The following is a 20157-nucleotide window of genomic DNA, read 5'->3' as shown; positions in this document are numbered from 1 at the left end:
CGACAAAAGCCTAACTGACCGCCTCACATCACTTGCCGGTATGGCAAGCGACGATGTCGCTACTTTAAGGAGTTTTCGTGAGAGCGCGCTTTGTGTTCTTTGTCGCGACGGCGGCGGCGGCGATGCTCGCCGCATGCGGTGGCGGATCCGTCGGAAATACGTATATGCCGTCCAGCTCCATCCCACAGGCGGAGACAACGTCCGTGCCATTATCGACCAGCGGTACCACCGCTGTCACTTTCGCCACGCCCAACACGAGCGGCGCTACGGCGACCATCACGCTGCCAAGCGTCAACGTCAGTACGACCGCCAGCCTGTCGTATACCGGTTCGGCTCCCGCCGGTGTGTCGACGCCGGAGATGAGCACGATCAAGAAATCCGACGCCATCGGCGGCGGCAACCTTTCGGTATTCGCTTACATCGCACTGACGGTCAGTTCGCCGGTGGTCATTACCACCACACCGGCGTTTTCGTTCACCACGGCGCTCGCCCAGACGGGGACCGCGTACGTTGCCTACTACGACGCCGGCAACCCGAGTGCGGGCTGGAACGTCCTGCTTGGACCCGGAACGATTAGCGGCACCAACATCACGTTTGCCGCGCAATCCCTCAACCCTCCGATCACATTTGCCGCGGGGGATACGTACATTTTTGCGCTCGTGGTCTCGACGACGCCCGCAACTGCTCCGTCGCTTTCGTATGGCGGCGCGAAAAACGTCAATTTCAGCTACGGATACGCCTTCGGATATCCAACGCCCGGTCCCACGGCAACCGCGCCTCCGGCGAATCTTGCTTACAGCGTCTCGACGACGGTGAGCGCCGGTTCTTCGCCGTATCCCGGTACCACGACGGCGAGCCTGATCGACGAGCACGTTGCCGAGTCCGACGTGCAGAGTCTCGAAACGACGACCTACACGACCGACTCTTGGCTCGGACTGGACGCGTCGAGCAGTCCGTATACGGAGTTGCTCTACGGATCGACGCAACAAGAGCCGTCCTCGGAAAATCTGCCGGACATCACGACGCTGTACACGAACGCGCAGCAGGTCGATGAATATCCGGCGGGCAACGGCGCGACCTGGACGAACAACCCTGCGTCGACCGTCACGTATAGCTACGCCGACGGCGACAACGGCACGCGTGCCGTGGCTTCGGACGGGAGTTACGTCGATACGGAGAACCTGCTTTCCGGCGGCATCGGCGGCCAAGCAGTGCTCACCGAAAATAGCGACGGCTCAGGATTGATCACCGGCCCGTATTTCGGCGGCGACATCATCTCGTCGGTGGCGTTTGCGGCGCCGTCACCGGCGGCCTCGCCGACGGCGATCGACGTCACGGTCAACTACACGACCGACGCCCAGAACGACTACGGGTACCCACCGAGCGAGACGATCGCCGCTCCGGTTTGGTATTCGCTGCCAATCTCGCTCTATTCGGAGACGGACACGGTGACGACCGGCGCGTCATTACCGAAATCGTGCGCTCCCTTCACCACGGCGACCGACGTGAATCGCACGATCACGACCCTCGATACGGTGATCGGGTACACCGAGACCACCGTCTTCGACAGCTACGAGTTCAATGGCGTCCCGATCTGCCTAACGACCACCGATACGCAGAATTATGCGTACGATCAGCAGCAGAACACGCCGTATTTCCTCTACATCACGCCGAACGGGAGTCCCCTTGAGACGGTTACGACGACCGAAAGCCTCGTCTTGGGCGCCGCGTCGTCGGGCTCGACCGCCTCATCGGCAATGCGAAGCGCAGCGATGCCGGCAACCGTAACCGCGGGGGTTCCCGCGAGGAACGGGATCGTTGCCTCGCTCGAAGCGCATCAACTGAGTTACTTTGCGCGCGAACGCGTGATTCGTACCCGTACACTGCTTCAGGCGGTTCGTTCGCAGAAGGCAGCTTCGTCAATCCGTTCGATCCAGGGAGGCGTGCGATGATTCGCTCTTCGATTCGAGTGCTGGGGGCTCTGCTTGCCGGCGCGATGCTCATCACTGCGTGCGGCGGCGGCGGCGGTGTTCCCAAAACGGCATCTCTCGTGGCGCCGCCGGCGCAAAATACCGGGCCAATTCCAGCGAACACGGCGAACTTCGCCTGGGGGGCGCCGCTGCTCAAGCAGCTGAGTTATGCCGGACCCGCGACGACGGGTGGACTCACCGTGCAGGTGCTGGTCGACATGCAAAACGCCCAGGGCTTGCTGCAATATGCGGCGCAGGCTAGCAATCCGCGCTCAGGAGTCTACCGGCAGTGGCTGACGCCGCAGGAGATCGGTTCGGAGTACGGCGCGACCGCCGCGAACTATGCTGCCGTCGCCAATTACTTCGCGAGCTATGGACTCCACGTCGGCGGCTGGCCGCAGCGTGAAACGCTCGAAGTAACCGGTTCGCTTGCCGCCTTCACGAAGGCGCTCGGAACGGCCTTCGGCGTGTACACGTTCGAGGGCAAACAGATCGTCGCGCCAACCGGTACACCGCATTTCACGACCGCACTCCCGGTCAGCGCGGTGTTCGGTTTGGTCGGCGAACAGCCGGCGCACACGTACATCATCCATAACAACAACGCCGCATACTACGGCTATTCGCCGCAGCAAATCGCGACCGGCTTCGACTACTCCGGAGCGGCGAGCGGCGGTCTCAACGGCAGCGGTATCGATATCGGTATCATCGGTACCGGCCCGATTCTGGATGCAAACGGACATGATGACGATACCGCTGCGCTGGCCAGCTTCTGGAACGCGAAGCTCGCGTCGGTTGTGCAGGTCGACGCGCAAAATCAACCGGCGACAACGCAAAACGGAAACACCGGCACGGGATCGGTCGACCCCACGGAGTCGGGCTCGTACCTCACATCCCCACCGCCGGTGACGAATCCGAGCTGCAACTACACCGGCAATCCTAACGAGGGTCTGAACAACTACGCCGCATGCAACCCCGAAGACTATGAAGCGCAGCTGGATACCGAATCGGTTGCGTCGCTCGCACCTGGTGCAACCGTGTTGTTCTACCTCGGATTCGACAGCTATTGCATCTACGCATCGGGTGCCGACGCCGGTGATCTCTATGCGCCCCCATGCGCTGCTGGCGACACGCCACAGCAGTACGAAGGCATTCAGATCGCCGACGACGAGATCCAACAAGCCATTGCCGACAATAAAGCCGACGCGCTTTCTTTAAGCTTCGGAGCGCCGGAGAACATCGAACAATACTACGGGTACATTCAAGGGTCGGCGACCGGCGGTGCTCCGGGCGTCGGACAGATCGAATTCGCCTCGCTTGCGGCTGAAGGTATCGCCGTGTTCGTTTCCTCAGGCGACAACGGTGCCTGGGATTGCCAAGATCCGACGACCGGCGCATATCTTGGCATCGCCTGCGTATCGTATCCGGCCTCGGATCCGAACGTGGTCGCGGTCGGCGGCGTCAACATTCCACTCGATGAGAGCGGAAACTTGACCGGGTCGATCACGGCGTGGGCCGACAACACGACGCTCGGCGGCAATGGCACCTTCGGCAATAACGTCGGTTCGGGCGGCGGCGTTTCGGCGGTGTTCACGCCGCAACCGTGGCAAGCGGCCACGACCGGTGCGGCGATGCGCGAGCTTCCCGATATGTCGCTGGACGCCGATCCGAACACCGGGCCGAGCGTTGCCGTCGACGCGGCGTATGGCTTCGCGCCAGTGGCGATCGGCGGCACGAGTGCGTCGGCTCCCGAAGCGGCGGCACAGTGGGGCATCGTGCTTCAGGCATGTATGGCGAGTGCGACCTGCAACAAAGGCGGAACGACCGGCTATCGTCTCGGCGATCCGGCCGCGTTATACTACGCGATCTACGGTACGTCGGCTCTCGCGGCGGCGCCGTACAAGTCGAGCTTCACGCCCGCTCTCACGTACGCACAAACATTCTACGACGTCATCTACGGTAACAATCAAGCGGTGCCGCCGAACGTGACGCCGACGCCGGCGAGCACGCCGGGCGGTTATTCAGCCGGACCAGGTTACGATCAGGTCACCGGTGTCGGTGCTCCCTTTACCGGACACCTGGTCCAAGCCGTGACCGGAACGAACGTTCCGTAAACGCTAGGCGGATCGAAAATGGGGCGGCTTGCCGTTATGGCGGGCCGCCCGGCCCGCCCCCGGTTCCGAGTCCGCCGGGCGTGGCGTTGATGTTCTCCATCCAATTTTCTTTTGGACGGTACGCAGCCGTGAACGGTACGCGTTCCTTGGAATCGGTGAACATGCCCAGCATATCGGTCGTTCCGTCGACGCGGCCTTCGAGCAGAATCGTCGATCCGTCGGGAAGCGAAACCACGAGACGCACGTTGTTCTGATCGTCGAGCGATCCCGCGACCGGGTACTTCTTTTTGTCCTTCGTCAAATAGAACCCGGTGATCGTATTCCCGACCTGGGTGAGCTTCATGTGTTCGTATTCGGTGTTGGCGCCGCGCTGGATCTGCACTTCCCACACGCCGTCGAGCCCCTTGCGCTGCGGCGGCGGAGTCGGCGTGCCGCGCGTCTGCGGATGCCTGCCGTGCCGCTGCGGCAGACCCATCATCGTGTCGAGATTCGGCGTGGGGGTTGCGCTCGGCAATGAGCTCGGCATCGCGGATTCGGCCGGCACCGGCGTTGTTGCGGGCATCGTAGCATTGAGCGGTGGAGGCGATGGCGGTGGGGTCGGCGTCGCGGCGATCAGTCCAACCGCAACGAACATCAGGGCTGCATATTTCACGTCGGCTGCACTTCGGGAGTCGCCGGGGGAATCTTGCGCAGGCTGGGCGGCAGACCGATCCTCCCACGCATCAAGGTCGTGATTCCTGCTGCCGATTGGATCGCGCGAACGTCGTTGGCGAGTGCGCCCACGCTTGCCGAGAACGGCGGGCATTGTAAGTCCGGTGAGGTCCAACCATGCCACTGCACGACCGTGGTCGTGCCGAACGACGCGCTCTTCATGCAGTGCGTGGGCACGCCGGGATTCTCGCGCGCGGCTTTGAGATCAGCGAAGAACCGCTCGCTCACGTCCTGAGCAAGCGTGAATGGGCTCGCGGGTCCGCGCTGGATGCTTTTCGTGCCCGTTCCATCGGACCGGACGGTGATCGTATATCCCGCCGTATTGGTGGAACCCGAGTTATGAATGACCGCACCGTCTCGCGGTGCGGCCGCGCCCAGCACGGACAATCCCAGGATCGCGACCGTAAAGATCAATCTATTTCTCATCTAGCCTCCGCAGGGATGCTATCAAAGTAACGGTAAGTGGGGCACACTCGTCGCGCGTTCCTGTGGGAGAACCTGAGTGCACGCTCGCTTTGCATTTTTCGGCGCCGTCATTTTTGCCGCGGCCTTAGTCGCTTGCGGCGGCGGAGGTGGCGGTAGCAGCAGCCCCCCCACGAGCCCGCCGACGAGCACGCCGACCGGCAGCTCCACCTATACGACGACGGTGACGCTCGGAGCGTCCGCGACGAGCGCCCCGTTCTCGGTACTGGGATACAGCGGCACGGCGAGCGTACCCGCCGGCAGCGGCACGGTGACGGTTACGATTTCGACGACGCCCAATCCGGCGGTGCTCGACCTCAAGCACCGGATGCAGACGAATCCGGCGAACTCGCCGCTCGTCTATATCACGATAACCTCGACGGGCTCGGCGACGCTCGATGCGTTTCCCGGATTCACCGTGAGCGGTGTGCCCGCTTCGAGCTCGCCGTATTTCTTGGCGTGGTACTACAGCGGCGGTCAAACGCCCGCATGGACGTCGACGACCGAGACCGGCGAAAATGTTTCGGGCTCGGGAACGCTGACGATTCCAACGCTCGCGATTCCGACGGCGCTGACGATCAACGCATCGTCACCGCTGCAGCTCGCGCTCTACAGCGGAAATTACATTCCGCCGATCAACATCTTCGGATGCGTGAACGGCAACGCATCGCCGCCGCCGTCGGGCTCGGCGATTGCACACAGCAACGCGGTCGGCGTGCATCCGATCACGAGCGGCGATTCGTACACGTACGGCGGTAGCTTAGTGCAGACGATCACGCGCTACGAACCCTGCCCACAACCGACCGCGACGGCGGCGGCAACCGTAGCGATCGACGTGACGACCAACGGCACGCAGGAAACGGACGACGAAACCGACACGTACGCACTCTTGGATACTACGCTTGACACCGTCGCCAACGTATCGTCGAGCATATCGGGCGGCACGACGACATTCTACGAAACGAGCGAAACGGCGACCGACGGCAACAACAACGCCGAGACTACGACGTACACCTCACCGGGTTTGATCTACGCCGAAGTTCCGGAATCGTCTTCACAGAGCTGGACCAACGCCGCGCCCGCTTCGGTGAATCAGACGCTCAACGACGGTGAAGCGATCGACCAGACGTACGGCGCGGGGGGAACCTACAGCGAGACCGACACGATCCCGGGCGGATACTCCAACCAAATCGCGGTGAGCGCGGACGGCTCGGGCAGCTACTCGATCGGTCTCTCTAGCGGCTCGCCGCTCGTCGAGTACGCGTTCAGCGCGCCGTCGAGCAGCGGAATTACGCTAACGATCACCGCTCCGGGCGAGCCGACGAGTACGATGACGATCCCGGAATGGTTCACCACGACGACCTTCTACAGCGACTCGACGAAGGACGAGGGGACGGTCGGTGCGTTGGGAACCGGCTGCACCTTCCCGATCACCGGCAGCAACGGTACGCCGGACGAGATCGTACGCACAATCTCGGTCACCGATCCGGTCCTCGGATACACGGAGACGGAAACGATCGACAATTACGACCTCGCCGACACCAATAGTACCGGCACCGGAACCGGCTCGACGACGCTCGGCCCGGTCTGCTCGATCATCACCGACGATCTCTCGGAATACTACGACTACAGCTTGACGACGCCGTTTAGCCTGTTCTACACGGAAGCCGGCCAGCCCGTGCTCACCAACGACATCAGCGAGACCTTGAACCTCTCGCAGAGCGGACTGGTCGCGGACGTCGCACGACGCACCCTCTCCTCGAGCGCCATGAGTGAAGAGATCAACGCCCGCGCGCTCGGGATTCGCTTCACCCGCTCGCTGCAGCGCGCGAAGACGATGGAGACGTTTGCAAAATATATGGTCATGCATGGTATCGCTGGAGGTGTGAAGTGAAACGCGCGTCGCTCATCCGCTTCGCGGCGCTTGCCGCCGCAGCATCGCTGGCGCTGAGCGCATGTGGCGGGGGCGGCGGGGGCGTTGCACCTAGCACAGGGCAGGGCGTCGGACAGCCGTCGTTCAACGCGGGCTCGATCCCCGCGGACCTGCAAATCGCGAGCTGGGGACAGCCGCTCCTGCAAAACGCCACGTATGAAGGGCCGGTGAGCAATGCCTTCCTGAGCGTGAACGTGCTGGTCCACCAGCAAAACGCGCAGGGGCTGATGAATTACGCGCTCGCCACTCAAGATCCGACGTCCGGCAGCTTCCATCGGTGGCTGACGCCGCAGCAGATCGCGCAACAGTTCGGCGCCTCGCTGAGCGACTATCAAAAGGTCGCCGCCTATTTCGCGCAGCAGGGCCTGGCCGTCGCCGGTTGGCCGCAGCACATGATTCTGACCGTTTCCGGCGGTCAAACCTCGATGCAGCGTGCGTTCGGCACGACCTTCGGTGCGTACCACGGCTACGGCAAGACGTTCATCGCGCCGACGAGCGTTCCGCACTTCATGACGCCGCTTCCGGTGGACGCCGTCTCAAATCTGGTCGCCGCCGAAACGGCTCGGACGTTCCTCATGCATCCACCGACCGCAGGTGAAGCCTTCAACCTCGGCTATTCGCCGCAGCAAGTGCAGGGCGCGTTCGACTTCAACAACGCCATTACCGCCGGGTACAATGGAACCGGGATCAACGTCGGCATCATCGGAACGGGTCCGTTGGACTTCGCCAACGCGGCGGACACCACCACGCCGGGTTCGGGCATCATCATCGGCACCGGCGATAAAGATCTGAATGCACTCAAGTCGCTGTACAACATTGCAAGCGTTGCGCAGATCAACGAAATCATGGTTACGGGAAACGGTGTCGCGGCCGGTTTGAGCTACAGCGGTATTTCACAACCTGATTTTCCGTACGCAAACACGTTTGCCACGCCGCCGCCGGTCACCGCACCGTGCACGCCGACGGGAAACGGCAACGTATCGGCGGATTGCAATCCGGAAGACCTCGAAGCGCAGCTCGACTCGCAACAAGTGGCGACGCTCGCCCCGGACGCTACGGTCGACTTTTATCTTGCGTACAACGAAGATGACTGCGACACGACCTTCAACGGGTCGCCATGTCCGACGTCGGGCTCGAACGCGGGAGCGCCGTACATCGGACTCATCGAGTCCGATCCCGAGATCCAGCAAGCGATTGCCGACGACACGGTCGACGTCGTCTCGATCAGTTACGGCGAAGGCGAAAGCCAGGTCGGCTTTACATCCGCAAATTATCCGAGTTCATTTTACGCGCTCGAGTTTGCCGCACTCGAAAGCGAGGGCGTTGCCGTGTTTGCTTCTTCCGGCGACAGCGGCTCGGCCGAGTGCGAGGATCCAACGACGGGTGCGCTCGAGGACATCCAGTGCGTGACGTATCCGTCGGGTGATCTCAACGTGACATCGGTTGGCGGCGTGACCTTACCCATCAACAGCGTCGACCAGCTCAACGGACCGATTCTTGCCTGGGGTATCTCGTCGAACGATACCGGCTACGGCGCGGGAACCAATCCGGGCGGAGCGAGCGGCGGGGGCATCTCGACGATCGTCATCTCACCGCTCTGGCAAAAGGACGATCTTAGCGCGTCCATGCGCGAGCAGCCCGACGTGGCGATGATCGGCGATCCTAACACCGGCGTCACCGTTTATTACGACGCGGCGTTTCCCGGCACGGTTAGTGTTGATCTTGGCCCTTCCGGCCCCGAAGACATCGGCGGCACGTCGGTAGCTGCGCCTGAGATGGCTGCCATGTGGGCCGACGTACTCAGCGCGTGCAAAACGCATCCCGGGCAGGGTTTGTGTGCGAACGGCGGAGGATCATATCCGTATCGACTGGGAAACGCCGCGCCGTACCTGTACGCGATCTATAAAGGCAACGATGTCGGTGTGAGTACCACGCCCTTACTACCGTACGCAAATGTATTTTACGACGTGCTGTACGGCAGCAACGAGGTCGCGACTGGTGTTCCGTCGACGCCGGTCCCCGGCTACCCGGCCATGACCGGATACGACATGATTACCGGCGTGGGTGTTCCGTATGCCGGGCACCTGATCGACGCAATTACGGGGCTTTCAGTTCCGTAAGAAGACGGGGGTTATCCCCACGGATTGACGATGTCGATGTCGACGCCGGCGAAATCACGTTCGTTGCGCGTGGCGAGCGTCAGTTCACGCGTTTTAGCGGTCGCTGCGATCTGCGCATCGACGGTTTGGAGTCTCTTGCCGCGTACAGCGGCCCGAGCCGCGGACGCGCCCCACTCGAGGGCGGCTTCGCGATCGAACGGTAGAATGCGATCGCGAAACGTCGGAAGGAGCGTGTCGTGTAGCCAGCGCGTGAGTTCGGCTCGCTGCGCCGAGGCGGCCGGCAAACGCGCGATCCCAAATTGGAGCTCGCCAAGCGTTAGGACGCTGAGATAGCAGGCGTCGATGCGCTGCGATTCGAGCCAGGCCGCCGCGACCGGATCGGGTCGCGCTTTCGTCGCTTCCGAAACGACCATCGTATCCAGAAGAAAGCGCGTCACCCGAACTCTCGCATGCGTTCCTTGCGTCGCGGCATCGCTTCTACGTCGAGGCCTTTGAGCGGCGAATCTTGGAAGAACGAGAGCACGGATTGCGCCGGCCCGTCCCGTTCCTCGTAGTCGCTGAATGCGATGACGACCGCCGCCGGCTCGCCGCGGCGCAAAATGACCTGCGCCTCACCGGCACGCGCTCGATCGACGAGCTCGGAGAGCCGTGCTTTGGCGTCCTGAAGATTCCATCGTCGCGGCATACTAGTCCAACTAGTTTACTTGGCCGGCGTTGACGCGTCAACGTGCCCGGCGGCCCTTGCACCCCCTGCTATAATCAGTGGGCTGTGAAACAGAAGATCCACCCCAACTGGTACCCGGAGGCGCGCGTCCACTGCGCCTGCGGCAACGCCTTCACCACCGGCTCGACCATGAAAGAGATCGCGGTCGAGATCTGCTCGGCATGCCACCCGCTTTTCACCGGCCAGCAGAAGCTGGTCGATACTGCCGGCCGCGTCGATAAGTTCAACCAGCGCGCTGCCGCCGCCGCGAGGAAGAAAGAGGAAGCTGCCAAGCGCCAGGCCGTCAAGGACGCCAAGAAGGCCGTCGAGGCGTAGCTACCCCGTCGGGGTTCGAAGACGAGCTGCATGCGGCTCGTCTTTTTTATGGGCGAAACGTATTACTTGACCGTAATACATTGGCGCACTACAATAGACGCATCATGAGTACGCGCGCGCCAATCTCTCTCCGTCTCGATCCTGAGGTTCGGGAGGTGCTGGAGCGAGACGCGGCCGCGCACGGCGTGGGCTTGGCGACGTATCTCCGCGATCTCGCGACGGTCCGCGCGCACGAGGTCCGAAAAGCCGCGATTCGCTCGGCGAGCAAACGCCTCGGCGAGCGGGTGCTTGCATCGCGCGAGGCGGCGGAGTTCTATGACGAGATCGGCTCTTCCGCGCCTGACCTCGGATGAGCGAATATGCATCCGGCGAGATCGTCCTGATCGATTGGCGGGGCGATGGATTGGCGAAAGAAGCGAACAAACTGCGCCCGTGCGTTGTCGTTGAGGACGACGAATTGTTCGATGCCGCGCATCCGACGGTGATCGTGGTGCCCCTCACCAGCGATGAGTCGATGGTGATTCCACAACTCTCGACCGTTGTCGAGCCGACGCCGGACAATGGCTGCCAACGGCGTTCGTTCGCGATTTCGCACGCGGTTGTCACGGCGGCAAAGGGGCGCGTCCGGGGCCGTCCGGGCACGCGGATAACGCTCGACCAGCTGCGGTCGATCCGGCGTCAGATCGCCGAAACAATTGGATATCGCGACTGATTATCATGGCTGAACTGAACGAAAGCGTGCTCGCACGCCTCGATACGATGGTCCGGCGCTTCGATGAGATCGAGGCGGAGCTGGCCAATCCCAGCGGCGCGTTCGATCAGGAGCGTTACACCGCGCTGGTCAAGGAACGCGCGCAGCTCGAAGAGACCGTGAACGTCTACCGGCGGTACCGCAAGACGCTCGCTGAAATCGAGGGAAGCGAAGCGCTGCTGAGCGAGGGCGGCGATGCGGAATTGCGGGAGCTTGCAGAGGAAGAGCTGCGCACGCTGCGCGATCGGCGGGCCCAGCTCGAGGGCGAGCTGCACGTGCTGATGGTTCCGAAGGATCCCAACGACGACAAAGACGTCTTCATCGAAATTCGCGCCGGCGCCGGCGGCGATGAAGCCGCGATCTTTGCGGGCGATCTCGCCCGTATGCATATGCGCTTTGCCGAGTCGCGCGGGATGCGCGTCGAGCTGGTCTCCGAGAACGAGAGCGAGGCCGGCGGCTACAAAGAGATCGTCTTTGCGGTGAAGGGCGATTCGCCGTATCGCTGGTTCAAACACGAATCCGGCGTCCACCGCGTGCAGCGGGTGCCGGCGACCGAAGCGCAGGGGCGTATCCACACCTCGACCGCGACGGTTGCGGTGCTGCCCGAGGTCGATCCCGACGTGCAGATCGAGATCAAACCCGCCGACCTGCAAATCGACACCTACAAAGCCTCGGGCGCCGGCGGCCAGTACGTCAACAAGACCGAGTCGGCGATCCGCATAACGCACGTGCCGACCGGCCTCATCGTCGCCTCGCAGCAAGAGCGCTCGCAAATGCAAAACCGCGAGAAGGCGATGCAGATGTTGCGCGCGATGCTGTACGAACGCCAGCAGCGCGAAAAAGAAGAGGCGATGGGGTCGCTGCGGCGCAGCCAGGTCGGTACCGGCGACCGCTCCGAGAAGATTCGCACTTACAATTTCCCGCAAGACCGCGTCACCGATCACCGGATCAACCAGAGCTACGGCAACATCCGCGGCGTCATGGACGGTGCGCTCGCCCCGATCGTCGACGACTTGCTCAAGGACGAACAGGCGCGCCTCCTAGCCGGCGAAGCCGCCCCGGCATGAACGAGCCGCTGCTCGCGTTTGCCACCGGAAAATCGCCGGCGTATCTGCGCGCACATGCGGGCGAGCCGCTCGATCCTGCGACGGAAGCGCGGTACGACGCGCTCGCGGCGCGCCTCCGGAACGGTGAGCCGCTCGCGTACATCATCGGAACCGCGGGCTTTTACCGGCGCGAGTTCATCGTCGATCCGCGCGTGCTCGTTCCCCGTCCCGAAACCGAACATCTCGTCGACGCGGCGCTCGCGCATCTGCGCGGCTACGATGCGCCGCACATCCTCGACGTCGGCACCGGCAGCGGTGCGATCGCGTGCACGCTCGCAGCCGAATTGCCTAGCGCGCACGTCGACGCCGTCGACATCTCGCCCGCCGCACTCGTCGTCGCGGCCGAAAACCGCGATCGTTTCCGTCTCGAAAAGCGGGTCACGTTCTATCTCGGCGACCTGCTGGCGCCGGTCGAGCACAAGCGGTACGACGCGATCGTCGCAAATCTGCCCTACGTCCCGACAGGCGCGGGCGAGGTGAGCCTGCGATTCGAGCCGGCGCTGGCGCTCGAGGGCGGCGCCGACGGCCTCGACCAGTACCGCCGCTTTTTCATCGAAGTGCCGCCGGTGGTCAAACCGGGTGGGCTCGTGCTCGCTGAGGGGGCGCCGCCGATCGCCGCCGGGCTGCTCGCGCTCGCGCGCGCGGCGTTCCCGCAGGCAGCCGTTACCATGGAGCGCGATTACGGCGGACGCGAGCGCTACGTCGTCGCACGGTGCGGCTGAACCATCCAAGGTGGAGACCCCGGTCTAGCGCGAATATCATCATCCCGAGATGGCGAAGTACATTTTCTTCACCGGCGGCGTGGTGAGTTCGCTCGGCAAGGGCATCACTGCGGCATCCCTCGGACGACTCCTCAAAGCGCGCGGCATCAGCGTCTCTATCCAGAAACTGGATCCCTATATCAACGTGGACGCGGGCACGATGAACCCGTATCAGCACGGCGAGGTCTTCGTTACCGAAGACGGCGCCGAAACCGATCTCGATCTCGGTCACTACGAGCGGTTCATCGACGAAAATTTGGTCCGCGCGAACAACGTCACGACCGGCCAGATCTACAACTCCGTCATCGAAAAAGAGCGGCGGGGCGAGTATTTGGGCGCGACCGTCCAAGTGATTCCACACATCACCAACGAAATCAAAGCCCACATCAAGCGCGTCGCCGAGGCCAGTCACGCCGACGTGTGCATCGTCGAGGTCGGCGGAACGGTCGGCGACATCGAATCGCTGCCCTTTCTCGAAGCGATTCGTCAGATGCGCTATGACGCCGGCGACGAGAACGTGATGTACGCGCACCTCACCCTCGTCCCGCATCTCGGGGCCCCGGACGAGTTGAAAACCAAACCGACGCAGCACTCGGTGCGCGAGCTGCGCGGGATCGGCATCTCGCCGGACGCGATCGTGTGCCGCACGCAGTCGGCCATCCCGATGCCGATCGAGCTGAAAGAGAAGATCGCGCTCTTCTGCGACGTCCCGCCCAACTCGGTCGTGCAGAACATCGACGCACGCACGATCTACCAAGTTCCGCTCAATTTAGAGGCTGAAGGGTTGGCCGACGCGGTCATCCGCAAATTGCATTTGCCGACCAATGCCCCCAAACTCGACGAATGGGCGAAGATCGTCGACCGGATCATGCACCCGCGCCATCACGTACGTATCGCCTTGGTCGGAAAGTACGTCGAACTCAAAGACGCTTACATCTCGATCAACGAAGCGCTCTATCACGCCGGCGCTCATCACAACGCCGAGGTCGAGGTTCAGCGCATCGATTCGGTCACCGTCGAAACGCAGGGCGTCGGCGTGCTCGAGGGCGCGCACGGCATCCTGGTCGCGCCCGGATTCGGTGCGCGTGGCGTCAACGGTAAACTCCAGGCGATCCGGTATGCGCGCGAGCACCGGATTCCGTTCTTGGGCATCTGCTTCGGCATGCAGCTCGCGTGCGTGGAGTTCGCCCAGGACGTCTGCGGCATTTCAAAAGCGAGCTCGATCGAAGTCGACGAGACCACGCCCGATCCGGTGATCGATTTCATGCCGGACCAGCGCGATCTCGAGATTTACGGCGGCACGATGCGGTTGGGTTCCTATAGTTGCACCCTCGAGCAGGGGTCGCTGGCGCTACGTGCCTACGGTACGGCCGAAGTCACCGAACGCCATCGTCATCGCTACGAGTTCAACAACCGTTATCGTCCGGTTTTCGAAGAGCACGGCATGCGCTTCTCGGGTCATCACACGGTCGGTAAGACCACGCTGGTCGAGATCGTCGAATTGCCGCACGACATGCATCCGTGGTTCCTCGGCACGCAGGCGCATCCCGAGTTCAAATCGCGTCCCAATAATCCGTCACCACTCTATCGCGATTTCGTCGGTGCGGCGCTCGCGCACGCCTCCGCTCCCCAGGCGAACGTCGTTCGCCCGGGGGCTCCGATAGTTTGAACCCTGACCGCATCACCGCCTTTATCCTGACACGGGACGAAGAGCGCGATCTGCCGCGTGCGATCACGAGCCTGCCGCACGGCGTTTCGATTTTGGTCGTGGATGCGCTCTCGGCCGACAACACTGTTCCGTATGCGCGCGCGTCAGGCGCTCGTGTGATCGAGCGGCGCTGGACGGATTTCGTCGACGCGCGGCGCTTCGCCCTCGCGCAGATCGCGACGCCGTGGACGCTGATGATCGACGCGGACGAAGAACTCGACGACCGGCTGCGCGAGGCGATCGTGCGCGCGTCCGACGAGGCCGACGGTTACGTGGTGCGGCGAACGACGTATTTTCGCGGGAAACCGATGCGGTTGTGGAAGAACGAGCCGCTGCTGCGCTTGGTTCGCACCAATGCCGTTCGCGTCGAGGCGCGCCCTGCCGCGGGCGGCGAAGCCGCCCTGCACGAGTTCCTCGTGTGCGACGGTGTCGTGCGCGAACTCGACGGAACGCTGTTGCACTACTCGTATCCAACCGCGCGAACCTATCGCGAGAAATTTGCGCGCTACACCGCGATCGAGGCGGCAGCGGAGCATACGCCGCCGTGGCGCCTGCTGCGCGAGTCCGCGCTCGTGCCGCCGCGTTTTGCCCATGCCCTGCTCTGGCGGGGCGCGCTGCTTGACGGCCCGCGCGGCTGGTACGTGGCCTGGTACTCGGCCGTCTATCCCGCCGTCGTTGCCTGGAAAGCGATTCGTTGAGGCGAATCGGGCTGGATGCCCGGACCGGGCGGCGCATTTCCGTTGGAATGGCCACCTACATGCGCGAAGTCTCGACGCGTCTTCCGCGCATCGCGCCCGAGTTCGATTACCGCGTCTATACGAAGGGAGAAAACCTCGGTATCGCCGAGCAGATCGTTTTGCCGCTCGAAATGTGGCACGATCGCATCGACCTGGCCCATTACATGGCGCACTACGTTCCGGCTTTTGCCGGCGGGCGATTCGTCTTTACCATCCACGACTTGATCCATCTGCGCTTCAAGCAATACTTCCGTGCCTATATCGAACCGTATTACATGTCGATCGTGCGGCGCGCTTCCCGGCGAGCCGCGCGCATCATCACTTCCGATAGACGCACCATCGACGACTTGGTTCACTTCTTCGGCGTCGACGCGCAGCGCGTTCGCGTGATTCCGTTGGCGCCGCGCGATCGCTTCTTCGCACCGGCATCGCCGTACCATGGCGAGCGTCCCTATCTGCTCAACGTCGGGAACCATCGCGAGCACAAAGACCTGCCCACGCTCGTGCAGGCGTGGTCATCGCTTCCCGCGCGGTACGACGTCGATCTCTACTTTACCGGAAGCGACGATTTCGGCGGGCTTTTGCAGCGCGCCTCGAGCGAACACCGCCGCGCGCGCGCGCTGGGCGACCTAAGCGACGATCAACTAGCCGCGTACTATGCCGGCGCAGTCGCGCTGGTGCACCCCTCGTTGCTCGAGGGGTTCGGCCTTCCGCTCGTCGAGGCAGCGGCGCAAGGGTGCCCGGTCATCGCCAGCACGACTTCGATCCCCGACCCGCTCGCCGGCATCGCGCTCGCGTTCGAGCCCCGCGACGTGGACGGCGCGCGCGCGCAGATCGAGCGGCTGCTCGACGACCAGGCATTGCGTACCGATCTCGTTGAACGGGGACGCGAGGCCGCCGCCAAGCTGAGCTGGGATCGCACGGCGCGTGAGACGGCCGACGTCTATCGCGAGATCTTGCCGGAGGAAGAATGAGTCGGATCGCGGTCGTGCTGGTCGCCGCCCTGGTGTTGCTCGGCTCCGCGCCGAAGCCGGCGCCGACGTCAGCGCCGATATCGATCGTCATCAATGGCGTGAAGCTGCCGCTGCAACCGCCGCCGATCCTCATCCGCGGCGAACTCTACGTTCCGGTACGACGGACGATCGAGGCTCTTGGATTGCAGTTCATGCGGTCGGGAAATCTGATCGAGACGCAAGTCGGTGCAAAAACCGTTACCTTGCAAATCGGCGGCGGCGGCGCGGTCGAGGTGAAGTGGGTGCTCTACGTACCATTGCGATTCTTCACCGACGTGCTGGGCGCGTACGCGACCTACGATCGCGCGGCACATAGCGTTAATATCATCGCGCAGCTCGTCGGAACATCGTCGAACGGGCTCATCCTCACCCACACCTCGGCGGAGCGCTTCGGCACGGTGACGGCCGTCGATCTCGACTCCGATCCGCCGAGCGTGACGCTCGAGTACAATGCGTCGGTTCACACCGTTCCGATCGGCAGCAACGCGATCGTCGAATTGCACGATGTGGCGGCGAACGTCACGGTTCCGGGCGAGTTGAGCGATCTGCACCCCGGGGATTTCGCGCGCATCTACATGGATCGGGCCGGCCACGTCGAGCGCGTCGAGGACGCATTCGGCTCGCGCACCGGCCGCATCGCCGCCTCGACGGCCGATGAGTTCGTCCTAACCGACGGCCACGTAATCGTTCCCGATCGCACCACCCAGATCACGCTCAACGGACAGCCCGCGCAGCTCTCCGACCTGCGAAACGGTGATCTCGTAACCGTCCGGTATAACGTCGAGAGCAGCGAAGTGCGCTCCATCTTCGTCAGCCGCGCGGTGGCGCAAGCTTCCGCGCAGCCCGGCGGTCCGCAGATTGCGAGCCTGACCCTCGATACCGATCATCCGCTTCGCGCCGGAGATACCGTCAACGTGACGATGCATGGAACGCCCGGCGGGGCGGCCACTTTCGACATCGGATCGTATGTAACGAGCCTTGCGATGAGCGCGAGCCCGGACGGTGAGTACATCGGCAGTTATCAGATTCCCCAGGGCGCGAACTTCACCGGCGTCCCGATCATCGGCCATCTCAGCGTCGACGGCAAGAGCGCGCCGGATCTACAGGCGGCACAAACGCTGTCGGCTTCGAGTTCGCCGCCCGGGGTGTCGGATTTCGCTCCCGGCGAGGGCGCGACGGTAAATACCTCGTCGCCGGCGATCTACGCTACGTTCGTGGCCGATGCGGTTGCGGTGAACCCGTCGAGCATCGTGCTCTGGGTCGACGGCCGCGACGTGACCAGTGAGTGTTTGCGCACGCCGACGTTCATCCAATACTTACCGGATTACTCGTATCGCAGCGGGCCGGTGCGCGTGACGGTGCGCGTGGCCGACATGGCCGGCAACACCACGACGAAATCTTGGACCTTCACCATTCGCCCATAGGAGCACGACGTGGACTGTCTGTTTTGCAAAATCGCGGCCGGCGCGATTCCATCCACGCAGGTCTATCACGACGATACGGTGATCGCGATCGAAGACATCAATCCGCAGGCGCCGACCCACCTGCTCGTGATGCCGCGCGCGCATCACGCCAACATCGGCGATCTCTCCGACGCCAGCGAAGCCGCGCTGCTCGCGCGGCTGATCGAGGTCGCGACCAAACTCGGCCGCGAGCACGGCAACAATGGTTACCGCCTGGTGATGAACACCGGCGCCGACGGCGGGCAGACGGTCGACCATCTCCACATCCACGTCTTGGCGGGTCGCCATCTGACCTGGCCGCCCGGCTAGCCGTGATCCCGGCTGGCTTGATCCAGGTTGACCGCTGTGTTACGCTGACACGTGTCTCAGATAGAGAGAAAATTATTTTATTGTTACAATTAAACTAAACGTAAGCCGGTCATGAAAGATAGATATTCGACGATCCGGGATGCCGAAGCGGCGCTCTCCGATGAAATTCAAGCTCTGGTGCGCAGCGGCTCGTTCGAGCCGATAATCCCGCAGAACGTTCATGTTCGGGCGGTTTTCCATCATGCTGACGGAAAGAAGGCGGCGCGGAAAATCCGCGAAAGCGCGGATTTCGAGACGAATTTTGCGCCGCTTGAGACGGCCGTCGTCCTGACGTTTGAGCCTGCCCCAACATCGTCATCCCGCATAGGGGAGAATACCAGATACGAAAGGCCCGGAACCGAGGTGCTTGCCGCGTTGATTCGAGCGCTCGATCGCGCGGAATCGCGTCCCGGGTACACGTTCGTTGCATTCAAGTGGTTTCGCGATGTGGGAATGTCCGTGGAGCCTGCCCTGGCGCACCTAAATCGCGAGGCGCTCTTGCGGGAAGCGATTGACCAGGGGATCGTGCAAACGGGTAAAGTGCCGAATCCGAAGAATCCGAATTTCCCGGTCGCTTCGGTTCGTCTCAATCGCTCTGCGTCCGACGTGCAGACCGTCCTTCGGGCCTCTGAACCACGCGCGCGCTTTGCGCCCGTTTCAATCAGCGGTGAACCGTTGTCGGAAACGATCCTGCGTGAAAGACGATAGCGGTTGGGGCTGTACTACCTCGACACAAGCGCTCTCGTAAAGCTGTATGTTCGCGAGCCGGGCACGGAAGAAATGCTCCGGCTCGCGAACGCCACGCCATCGCACACCTTCACGGTGCTATCACTCGCGCCGGTCGAATTTCATGCGGCGATCCGACGGCGCGAGCGAGCAGGCGATGTTGGTGCCGACGCCGCTGACGGCATCCTCCTGGCATTTGCGAAGCATCTGGCCGAGGTGTTTATCCGGCAACCCATAACCGAGGCCACGGTTGAAACGGCGCTGCAACTGATCGACCGTTACACGCTGCGTGCTTACGACGCAATGCAGTTGGCCGGGTGCCTCGTGATGCCGCGCTCCGCCGGCGGAGAGCCGGTGAGATTCGCGTGCGCCGACATCAGCCTCGAGGGGGCAGCGCGATCGGAAGGGCTGGCAACGCTGAATCCGGGACGCAGCGAAGAGCCGGTTTGACGGCCTCGGACGCCTGTGCTACAGTACCCCAGCCGGCCCCGTGTTCGAGGCCGAGATTTTGCCGCGCTCCGCGCGTGCCGAAAGGGGGGTCAATCAACAATGGAAGTCCGCGTAGCTCCAGGTGAGTCGATAGAGAGCGCGCTGCGCCGTTTCAAGAAGGCCACCCAGAAGGCGGGTATTCTCGCCGAAGCGCGCAAGCACGAGCACTACGAAAAACCGAGCGTTCGCCGCAAGAAGAAGTCCGCGGCCGCTCGTAAGCGCCGCGCGTAACCCTTCGAGATGGGACGTTTGAAAGACCGCATCGCCTCCGATCTCAAGGAGGCGATGAAGGCGCGCGACCAATTGCGGCTCGATACGCTGCGCTCGGCCCTCTCCGGTTTTACCTACAAACGGAGTGAAGCCGGCACCGAGCTTTCCGACGCCGACGAACTGGCGGTCGTCCAGAAGCTGGTCAAGCAGCGCAGCGACTCGCTTGCCGAGTTCGAGAAAGCGGGCCGTGCCGACTTGGCCGACAAGGAACGCGCCGAGCGCGAGATCTTGAGCGCCTATCTCCCGGCGCAGAAATCCGCCGAGGAGATCCGGGCAATCGTCAAAGCGGCGCTGGCTGCGCTGCCCGAAGGCGCGCGCAACCAGGGCGCTGCGATGAAGGCGGTGATGCCTCAGCTCAAAGGGCAGGCCGACGGCAACCTGATCCGCGAGATCGTCACCGAGGAACTCGGCGGCTAGAAAGAAACCTTGCCCTGCCGCG

At 63.0% G+C, this 20157-nt stretch carries 23 protein-coding genes; 18 read left to right on the top strand and 5 right to left on the bottom strand.

The window, feature by feature from the left end; all coding sequences use genetic code 11:
- Positions 1-64: 64 nt before the first annotated feature.
- The gene (locus VMF11_09425; GenBank protein HTU70525.1) at positions 65-373 is read right to left on the bottom strand and encodes a hypothetical protein; all 309 of its coding nucleotides are present in this window, start codon (positions 371-373) and stop codon (positions 65-67) included.
- Between VMF11_09425 and VMF11_09420 the strand changes: the two genes are divergently transcribed.
- Positions 360-1952: a hypothetical protein gene (locus tag VMF11_09420; protein HTU70524.1), complete on the top strand. Its 1593-nt coding sequence runs from the start codon at positions 360-362 to the stop codon at positions 1950-1952. The two genes, VMF11_09425 and VMF11_09420, sit on opposite strands and share 14 nt — an antisense overlap.
- The gene (locus VMF11_09415) at positions 1949-4081 is read left to right on the top strand and encodes a protease pro-enzyme activation domain-containing protein (protein ID HTU70523.1); all 2133 of its coding nucleotides are present in this window, start codon (positions 1949-1951) and stop codon (positions 4079-4081) included. Before VMF11_09420 ends, VMF11_09415 begins: the two co-directional genes overlap by 4 nt.
- Before the next feature lie 34 nt (positions 4082-4115).
- Here VMF11_09415 and VMF11_09410 read toward each other — a convergent pair whose 3' ends face one another.
- Together VMF11_09410 and VMF11_09405 are read right to left on the bottom strand one after the other, a co-directional pair.
- Positions 4116-4733, bottom strand: a complete 618-nt coding sequence (locus VMF11_09410) for a hypothetical protein (GenBank protein ID HTU70522.1) — start codon at positions 4731-4733, stop codon at positions 4116-4118.
- The gene (locus tag VMF11_09405; protein ID HTU70521.1) at positions 4730-5218 is read right to left on the bottom strand and encodes a hypothetical protein; all 489 of its coding nucleotides are present in this window, start codon (positions 5216-5218) and stop codon (positions 4730-4732) included. Before VMF11_09405 ends, VMF11_09410 begins: the two co-directional genes overlap by 4 nt.
- 76 nt (positions 5219-5294) lie before the next feature.
- On the opposite strand from VMF11_09405, the gene VMF11_09400 reads away from it, so the two are divergent.
- Together VMF11_09400 and VMF11_09395 are read left to right on the top strand one after the other, a co-directional pair.
- Positions 5295-7148: a hypothetical protein gene (locus tag VMF11_09400; protein ID HTU70520.1), complete on the top strand. Its 1854-nt coding sequence runs from the start codon at positions 5295-5297 to the stop codon at positions 7146-7148.
- Positions 7145-9307 carry a protease pro-enzyme activation domain-containing protein gene (locus tag VMF11_09395; GenBank protein HTU70519.1) on the top strand — a complete coding sequence of 721 codons (2163 nt, stop codon included), beginning with the start codon at positions 7145-7147 and terminating at the stop codon, positions 9305-9307. Before VMF11_09400 ends, VMF11_09395 begins: the two co-directional genes overlap by 4 nt.
- Before the next feature lie 11 nt (positions 9308-9318).
- Here the strand turns inward: VMF11_09395 and VMF11_09390 are convergent, their stop codons facing one another.
- Together VMF11_09390 and VMF11_09385 are read right to left on the bottom strand one after the other, a co-directional pair.
- On the bottom strand, positions 9319-9744 hold the full coding sequence (locus VMF11_09390; GenBank protein HTU70518.1) for a type II toxin-antitoxin system VapC family toxin: 426 nt from the start codon (positions 9742-9744) through the stop codon (positions 9319-9321).
- On the bottom strand, positions 9741-9992 hold the full coding sequence (locus VMF11_09385) for a type II toxin-antitoxin system Phd/YefM family antitoxin (GenBank protein ID HTU70517.1): 252 nt from the start codon (positions 9990-9992) through the stop codon (positions 9741-9743). The genes VMF11_09390 and VMF11_09385 overlap by 4 nt, the downstream gene beginning before the upstream one ends.
- Positions 9993-10076: 84 nt before the next feature.
- On the opposite strand from VMF11_09385, the gene rpmE reads away from it, so the two are divergent.
- From rpmE to VMF11_09315, 14 genes are all read left to right on the top strand, one after another.
- Positions 10077-10346 carry a 50S ribosomal protein L31 gene (gene rpmE, locus VMF11_09380; GenBank protein HTU70516.1) on the top strand — a complete coding sequence of 90 codons (270 nt, stop codon included), beginning with the start codon at positions 10077-10079 and terminating at the stop codon, positions 10344-10346.
- Between the two features lie 104 nt (positions 10347-10450).
- Positions 10451-10699: a hypothetical protein gene (locus tag VMF11_09375; GenBank protein ID HTU70515.1), complete on the top strand. Its 249-nt coding sequence runs from the start codon at positions 10451-10453 to the stop codon at positions 10697-10699.
- The gene (locus tag VMF11_09370) at positions 10696-11058 is read left to right on the top strand and encodes a type II toxin-antitoxin system PemK/MazF family toxin (protein HTU70514.1); all 363 of its coding nucleotides are present in this window, start codon (positions 10696-10698) and stop codon (positions 11056-11058) included. The genes VMF11_09375 and VMF11_09370 overlap by 4 nt, the downstream gene beginning before the upstream one ends.
- A 5-nt stretch (positions 11059-11063) precedes the next feature.
- Complete coding sequence (gene prfA, locus VMF11_09365) at positions 11064-12164, top strand: peptide chain release factor 1 (GenBank protein HTU70513.1); 1101 nt, start codon at positions 11064-11066, stop codon at positions 12162-12164.
- Positions 12161-12925 carry a peptide chain release factor N(5)-glutamine methyltransferase gene (prmC, locus tag VMF11_09360; protein HTU70512.1) on the top strand — a complete coding sequence of 255 codons (765 nt, stop codon included), beginning with the start codon at positions 12161-12163 and terminating at the stop codon, positions 12923-12925. The genes prfA and prmC overlap by 4 nt, the downstream gene beginning before the upstream one ends.
- A gap of 49 nt (positions 12926-12974) precedes the next feature.
- On the top strand, positions 12975-14633 hold the full coding sequence (locus VMF11_09355) for a CTP synthase (protein ID HTU70511.1): 1659 nt from the start codon (positions 12975-12977) through the stop codon (positions 14631-14633).
- Positions 14630-15370: a glycosyltransferase family 2 protein gene (locus VMF11_09350; protein ID HTU70510.1), complete on the top strand. Its 741-nt coding sequence runs from the start codon at positions 14630-14632 to the stop codon at positions 15368-15370. Before VMF11_09355 ends, VMF11_09350 begins: the two co-directional genes overlap by 4 nt.
- Before the next feature lie 59 nt (positions 15371-15429).
- Positions 15430-16383 (top strand): glycosyltransferase family 1 protein, encoded by a 954-nt coding sequence (locus tag VMF11_09345; protein ID HTU70509.1) that lies wholly within the window; start codon positions 15430-15432, stop codon positions 16381-16383.
- A complete protein-coding gene (locus tag VMF11_09340; protein ID HTU70508.1) occupies positions 16380-17846 on the top strand; it encodes a hypothetical protein in 1467 nt (488 codons plus the stop codon). Before VMF11_09345 ends, VMF11_09340 begins: the two co-directional genes overlap by 4 nt.
- 9 nt (positions 17847-17855) lie before the next feature.
- The gene (locus VMF11_09335; protein HTU70507.1) at positions 17856-18194 is read left to right on the top strand and encodes a histidine triad nucleotide-binding protein; all 339 of its coding nucleotides are present in this window, start codon (positions 17856-17858) and stop codon (positions 18192-18194) included.
- 111 nt (positions 18195-18305) lie between these two features.
- Complete coding sequence (locus tag VMF11_09330; protein HTU70506.1) at positions 18306-18941, top strand: hypothetical protein; 636 nt, start codon at positions 18306-18308, stop codon at positions 18939-18941.
- A 3-nt stretch (positions 18942-18944) separates the two neighbouring features.
- Positions 18945-19409, top strand: coding sequence for a type II toxin-antitoxin system VapC family toxin (locus VMF11_09325; protein HTU70505.1), 465 nt, complete (start codon positions 18945-18947; stop codon positions 19407-19409).
- A gap of 99 nt (positions 19410-19508) precedes the next feature.
- Positions 19509-19679, top strand: coding sequence for a 30S ribosomal protein S21 (gene rpsU / locus VMF11_09320; GenBank protein ID HTU70504.1), 171 nt, complete (start codon positions 19509-19511; stop codon positions 19677-19679).
- 9 nt (positions 19680-19688) lie between these two features.
- Positions 19689-20135, top strand: a complete 447-nt coding sequence (locus VMF11_09315) for a GatB/YqeY domain-containing protein (protein HTU70503.1) — start codon at positions 19689-19691, stop codon at positions 20133-20135.
- The last annotated feature ends 22 nt before the right edge of the window (positions 20136-20157 follow it).

It is taken from the genome of Candidatus Baltobacteraceae bacterium (assembly GCA_035502855.1).
Taxonomy (GTDB): domain Bacteria; phylum Vulcanimicrobiota; class Vulcanimicrobiia; order Vulcanimicrobiales; family Vulcanimicrobiaceae; genus Aquilonibacter.
The sequence above is the reverse complement of the archived record's forward strand: the minus strand, read 5'-3'. Positions and strand labels throughout refer to the sequence as shown.

Excerpts from the sequence above, each read along its gene's own strand:
- VMF11_09415 (HTU70523.1), top strand. The coding sequence starts at position 1,949 with ATGATTCGCTCTTCGATTCGAGTGCTGGGGGCTCTGCTTGCCGGCGCG.
- VMF11_09315 (HTU70503.1), top strand. The coding sequence starts at position 19,689 with ATGGGACGTTTGAAAGACCGCATCGCCTCCGATCTCAAGGAGGCGATG.
- VMF11_09345 (HTU70509.1), top strand. The coding sequence starts at position 15,430 with ATGCGCGAAGTCTCGACGCGTCTTCCGCGCATCGCGCCCGAGTTCGAT.
- VMF11_09405 (HTU70521.1), bottom strand. The coding sequence starts at position 5,218 with ATGAGAAATAGATTGATCTTTACGGTCGCGATCCTGGGATTGTCCGTG.
- VMF11_09355 (HTU70511.1), top strand. The coding sequence starts at position 12,975 with ATGGCGAAGTACATTTTCTTCACCGGCGGCGTGGTGAGTTCGCTCGGC.
- VMF11_09420 (HTU70524.1), top strand. The coding sequence starts at position 360 with ATGAGCACGATCAAGAAATCCGACGCCATCGGCGGCGGCAACCTTTCG.
- VMF11_09370 (HTU70514.1), top strand. The coding sequence starts at position 10,696 with ATGAGCGAATATGCATCCGGCGAGATCGTCCTGATCGATTGGCGGGGC.
- rpsU (HTU70504.1), top strand. The coding sequence starts at position 19,509 with ATGGAAGTCCGCGTAGCTCCAGGTGAGTCGATAGAGAGCGCGCTGCGC.
- VMF11_09330 (HTU70506.1), top strand. The coding sequence starts at position 18,306 with ATGAAAGATAGATATTCGACGATCCGGGATGCCGAAGCGGCGCTCTCC.
- prfA (HTU70513.1), top strand. The coding sequence starts at position 11,064 with ATGGCTGAACTGAACGAAAGCGTGCTCGCACGCCTCGATACGATGGTC.
- VMF11_09375 (HTU70515.1), top strand. The coding sequence starts at position 10,451 with ATGAGTACGCGCGCGCCAATCTCTCTCCGTCTCGATCCTGAGGTTCGG.
- VMF11_09385 (HTU70517.1), bottom strand. The coding sequence starts at position 9,992 with ATGCCGCGACGATGGAATCTTCAGGACGCCAAAGCACGGCTCTCCGAG.
- VMF11_09340 (HTU70508.1), top strand. The coding sequence starts at position 16,380 with ATGAGTCGGATCGCGGTCGTGCTGGTCGCCGCCCTGGTGTTGCTCGGC.
- prmC (HTU70512.1), top strand. The coding sequence starts at position 12,161 with ATGAACGAGCCGCTGCTCGCGTTTGCCACCGGAAAATCGCCGGCGTAT.